A 4,976-nucleotide genomic window follows, 5' to 3' on the forward strand; every position below is an offset into this window, starting at 1 on the left:
GGTTAAAAAAGTGAATTAGGTGCAAGGAATAAGGATTGAAACCATTAAAAACCTATCACTTTCTGAAATTTGAGACTATTCTTCTCTCCTTCTAATTCTTCCTCCTGACTCCTGACTCCTGACTCCTGACTCCTGACTCCTGACTCCTGACTCCTAGCCCTCACGAAAAGACTTTTTCAGCAAGCCCTATTTGGGGGATTTCTCAACATGGATATCCCGTTCCCAAATTATTTATTAGTACGGGATAGTGCTGATAGTTAGGCTTGCTTTAAAGCATCGCGTTTTTTCCGATCTGCTGTCAAAATATCTGCCATGACTATGAGTGCTTGCGCCATTTTTTCCAGGTTAGAACTGTATAGTTCTAAATCTTTGATGAGTTTATCTTCAGAGATATGTAACCCGTTAGAGATTGCTTTTAGTGCTTCAGCCCTTTGCTCATTGTTTTTGACAAGTTCAGGATCTGACTGGACTAATAATGCAAATAAACCAACGCCAAATAAACGACTATATTTAAAGTTGGAATTTGCGGCCACCGCTTCTAGTTGCTTTTGCAAATCTGCATCTTGATTGAGGGGACTTGCTTGACTTAAACTAGCAATCAAATCCTTAGCTGGTAAACTGGCAGCTAAAGCTTGCAATCTGGAGGCATCTTGTCGGTAGCTCTGGGGGTCTTGTTCCACAGCCTGACAGATTGCTCGGAAAATTGACTCTTTGTCCTGTTCTGGTTGGTAGCCATCCATGAAGCGGTCAAAAGTTGTGACAACGCCCAAGGCATAAATCGCATCGTAGCTAAAATCAACATTGACTGATAGTAGGTGCATTTCTACCATCAACTCCTCCACTACCCGGCGGTAAATAGTATTAATCGGCCTGGTATGAAGAGTGTAAAAGGTTCTTTTTGTATCAGATACTGTACGGACGTTATTCACAAAGAAAATTTTAGTAAAGGCGTATTCCTGTTATCTAGTATGAACCAATCAGGGCTAAATAGTTCAAGTTATCAGGACTTACGCAACTGGCACATTGATAGGGTGCCTCAGATATCAACAATCTGTTTATTTGCAGTATTTATGCAGTCTGACGCACCCTACAACAGATTTTCGGTGTGACACTTGCGTAAGTCCTAGTTCTATCAAAAACTTAGACTCCGAGGTACACCTTCTAGGGCTTCTTCTTGAGTTTCAAAGATTTCAAATACTGTATCCATCATTGTGACTTCAAACACAAGCTTGGCTTCTGGGTGAATATTACAAATACGAAAACTGCCCTTAACCTTATCAGCATCACGCATACCAGCTACTAAGGAAGTCAGTCCAGAACTATCAATAAAATTTACTTGGCCTAGATCAATAACAATATGACGGCCAAGCTTAGAAATACATTCCTGTAATTTCAGCCGAAATTGCCAAGCAGTGGTAATATCTAAGCGACCTACCGGAGTTAACATTATTATTGTGTTACCGTCTTGAGTTGTGTAGGTTTTTTGCTCTATATGAATCATTGAAGTAACATCTTTTTGCTAATATTTGCTAATCAAAACAATCATCAGTAGGGGTTATAAAAAAATTTTTAGGGAATAGAGAATAAGCAAGAGGGGGAGAGAAGGAGTGCCTCTCACCCCTTAGATCTTGCCTATTCTTGACTTGGTTTCCAGTTTATCCAATCTTGCGGTTTTAGAAAAGTCTCATACAACTCAGCTTCAGGAGAATTAGGTTCTGGTTTGTAGCCATATTCCCAACGAACTAAAGGTGGTAGAGACATGAGAATTGATTCTGTGCGGCCGTTGGTTTGCAGTCCAAAAATTGTCCCTCGGTCATAAACCAAGTTAAATTCTACATATCTACCACGACGGTATAATTGGAAATTACGTTGGCGATCGCCGTATTCCATCCCCTGTCGGCGTTCCACAATTGGCGCATAAGCAGGTAAAAATGCCCCAGCACAGTCTTGAACTAAAGCAAATATATCTTCCCAACTCCGTGACGGTAATTGACCTACCTGATTACTATAAATAGCTGCGTCCCCATGAGGATCTGGGCCGCGATAGATAGAACCTTGACCATCTTGGTAATCTAAAAATAAACCACCAATTCCTCGTGTTTCATCCCGATGTTTCAGATAAAAATATTCATCGCACCACCGCTTAAACACAGGATAATACTCAGGATGGTGTTGATCACAAGCTTGTTTAAAAGTGTTATGAAAATGTTTTGCATCTTCAGCAAAGGGGTAATAAGGTGTTAAATCCGCACCTCCACCAAACCACCAAACTGGGCCTGCTTCAAAATAGCGGTAATTTAAATGGACTGTAGGTACATAAGGATTTCGTGGGTGCAACACCAAAGAAGTACCCGTTGCATAAAATCCATGTCCTGCTGCTTCTGGACGTTGGGCTAAAATTGAAGGAGGTAAATGAGAACCCCAAACTTCAGAAAAATTTACCCCTGCTTGTTCAAAGATCGCCCCATCCCGCAGGACACGCGATCGCCCACCACCCCCTTCTGGACGCTGCCAACTATCTTCCTGAAACGTCCCCAGACCATCTAATTTCTCTAAACCTTGGGTAATTTCATCCTGCAGATTCTGCATAAACTGACTGACTCTAGCCTGAGCATTTACACCAGGGAGAACATCAGATGAATCTTTTGTGATAGTGGGGGTTTGCGCGTTGGTTAACATAGATTCCCGAACCTAAAATTACAATTTCTAAACAATTACAAATTTTTGTTGTCAAAACTTCTCAGCAGCGAAAGTCACAAATCCGGCTTAATCTGCCAAAGAAGTTTGCTATTATCCGTCAAAACACCTTTAAATATCCATTGGCACGGAATTTACTCCAACTTACACATATCATATCTAAAGACCCGTTTTCACAGTCATAGAAATAATCTTATTATTCTCAATACCTTCGCCATTTTTTGCTTTGTTGGATTAAGCGACAGCGCAACAAATACGCATTTTGTGGGTTATGGCTTTGCCACACTATGGCTAACGCCGCTGTACCATTTGCTGTGCGAAGGTAACCGTTTCCCAACCCAACCTTTTCAGATATGATCCAATTATGTATAAACAATTGATCAAACCAATTATCTTTGTAGTTACCAGCATAGTAACTGTATTGCCACAGGTAAGTATTGCTGCACCAAAAGGGTTTCAATCCCCCAGTGGTAATATGTTTTGTGAGTTAATTCCAGGAGAAACAAATAGTTTAAGGTGTGAAATCAATACTTCGCTAAAACCCAAACCGCCTCAACCTTACCCTGGATATTGCGGGTTTGATTGGGGAATGGGTTTTTTGTTACCTGCTGATGCTAGACCAGAAATTTTATGTATCAGTGATACCATTGCTGATAAAAATAAAACCGTTTTGGCCTATGGAAAAACTTGGAACAATGGTGGTTTTAAATGTGTTTCCCAAAAAACTGGTTTAACTTGTACTAATAGTAATGGTATTGGTTTTTTTCTCAGTCGGGAAAAATGGCGAGTATTGGGACTTTCTCAACCTTAGTTAAAAATCCTTTTTTCATTTTTATTTCTGACAACCTTTCCTAAAATAGTAGGGTGCGTTAGAGGTTGTTTTAAAAGTATTATATGAAACCCATAATCTCCAAAAACCTAACCCCCCTACCCCCATTCCCTACAAGGGAATGGGGGTTTTAAAGCCTCTCCCCTTGCAGGGGAGAGGTTTGGAGAGGGGTCAGTTTATACATTAAAAACTTTTCAAACATCCTCTTAGCAAAGCGTAACGCACCTTAATCTATAGGATTATTATACAGCCTATTTTAAGTTTATGAGGTACACCCCTTACTTGGGAAGGTGGGTTGGGTTTTTGAAGATTATTGGTTTTATCTAATACTTTTCAAACAACCTCTAACGCACCCTACATACTACGTACTAATTTGCTATTTCTGGTCCAATAATTTTAATTCCCTGTTTTTCTTTTTCGGCTAATTCTAAATTTAATAACAGCAGTCTTTCTAAAATATCATCTTCTGGGTTGAATTGATAAGCTGACATTACCAGTTTATCCAGTTGTTCATGTAGTTTATAAAGTTGACTACTCGGTTCGGTGAAAAATTTATTATATAATGTAGTGATTCCCCATTGTTTGGTTTCCATTTGTTGAGTACGATATTTATGTAGTTCTTCTGTTTTAGTGCGAATTTGTTGGATTATTTTTATATCTGCTGTTTGCGGAAAGGGGAAAGTTTCAAAACAAGTTGTATTAGTGTAACTAGTTCTATCTTCTAAAGTCGAACTTTGCGCTTTTACCCAAACACGATGTACGTTAGATGTGAGAATACCAAGGATATAAAAATCATCAGCAGCAACAACCATATTAGCTTCACAAGGTAAAATAGAAATATTCACAGGGATAAATGTCACATATTTAGATACTTTAGGTACTGCAAAATAACACTTTAAATCAATTAAAGCATTTCTCATTTTTGGTGCATATTCACCAAATTTCCACCAATTATTTTTCCTAGACGCACGTTTATTTTTTTCTCTTTCAGGTTTAACTCTCTCCATAACTCTATTAAATGGTTGAATGTATTGTGATGCTTCCTCAATAGACATATTATTAAAATCAATTACCCAATCTAACTTTTCAAAAGGATATATTAACCCTTTACCATCTATCATAGGTTTAAGAACCTCTTGATTTTTTTGATTTAATTTTATCCATTCTTGAGCTTCTTGTTCTGATAAAATAAAGCCTTTTCCTCTTAATCCACAAGACTCAAAAGAGAAATTTTTATTCGCTTTTAATTTCACAGCATTTGTAACCGATATCTCACTTTTTAAAGAAGAAGTAATAAACGGAACTTCAACACTAAGTAAGTAGACGAAAATAAATCAAAGTAGATTAAGTAATGTAAAAAATCTGGAGATGATTTCGTAGTAAGGGCTTCAGCCCTCAAATGAGGAATAAATTCCTCACTACAAACTTTGAATTATTCAAGCCGTTCTAC

General features: G+C 38.2%; 5 protein-coding genes. 1 reads left to right on the forward strand and 4 read right to left on the reverse strand.

Features of this window, described 5'->3' with window-relative positions:
- Nucleotides 1–257 precede the first annotated feature (257 nt).
- The 3 genes from psb29 to hemF all read right to left on the reverse strand — a co-directional run bounded on the left by psb29 (nt 258) and on the right by hemF (nt 2,679).
- Nucleotides 258–929 (reverse strand): photosystem II biogenesis protein Psp29, encoded by a 672-nt coding sequence (psb29, locus tag PN450_RS14390; RefSeq protein WP_148761878.1) that lies wholly within the window; start codon nt 927–929, stop codon nt 258–260.
- Between the two features lie 203 nt (nt 930–1,132).
- On the reverse strand, nt 1,133–1,501 hold the full coding sequence (locus PN450_RS14395) for an STAS domain-containing protein (RefSeq protein ID WP_148761876.1): 369 nt from the start codon (nt 1,499–1,501) through the stop codon (nt 1,133–1,135).
- Nucleotides 1,502–1,632: 131 nt separating this feature from the next.
- On the reverse strand, nt 1,633–2,679 hold the full coding sequence (gene hemF, locus PN450_RS14400; protein WP_271836734.1) for an oxygen-dependent coproporphyrinogen oxidase: 1,047 nt from the start codon (nt 2,677–2,679) through the stop codon (nt 1,633–1,635).
- Between the two features lie 382 nt (nt 2,680–3,061).
- Between hemF and PN450_RS14405 the strand changes: the two genes are divergently transcribed.
- Nucleotides 3,062–3,508, forward strand: a complete 447-nt coding sequence (locus PN450_RS14405; RefSeq protein WP_271836735.1) for a DUF6636 domain-containing protein — start codon at nt 3,062–3,064, stop codon at nt 3,506–3,508.
- Between the two features lie 386 nt (nt 3,509–3,894).
- Here the strand turns inward: PN450_RS14405 and PN450_RS14410 are convergent, their stop codons facing one another.
- Nucleotides 3,895–4,779 (reverse strand): type IIL restriction-modification enzyme MmeI, encoded by an 885-nt coding sequence (locus PN450_RS14410; protein ID WP_271836736.1) that lies wholly within the window; start codon nt 4,777–4,779, stop codon nt 3,895–3,897.
- Nucleotides 4,780–4,976: the final 197 nt, after the last annotated feature.

It is taken from the genome of Dolichospermum lemmermannii CS-548, assembly GCF_028330815.1.
GTDB lineage: Bacteria > Cyanobacteriota > Cyanobacteriia > Cyanobacteriales > Nostocaceae > Dolichospermum > Dolichospermum lemmermannii.

Coding starts and splice junctions, on each gene's coding strand:
- PN450_RS14405 (WP_271836735.1), top strand. CDS start 3,062: ATGTATAAACAATTGATCAAACCAATTATCTTTGTAGTTACCAGCATA.
- hemF (WP_271836734.1), bottom strand. CDS start 2,679: ATGTTAACCAACGCGCAAACCCCCACTATCACAAAAGATTCATCTGAT.
- PN450_RS14395 (WP_148761876.1), bottom strand. CDS start 1,501: ATGATTCATATAGAGCAAAAAACCTACACAACTCAAGACGGTAACACA.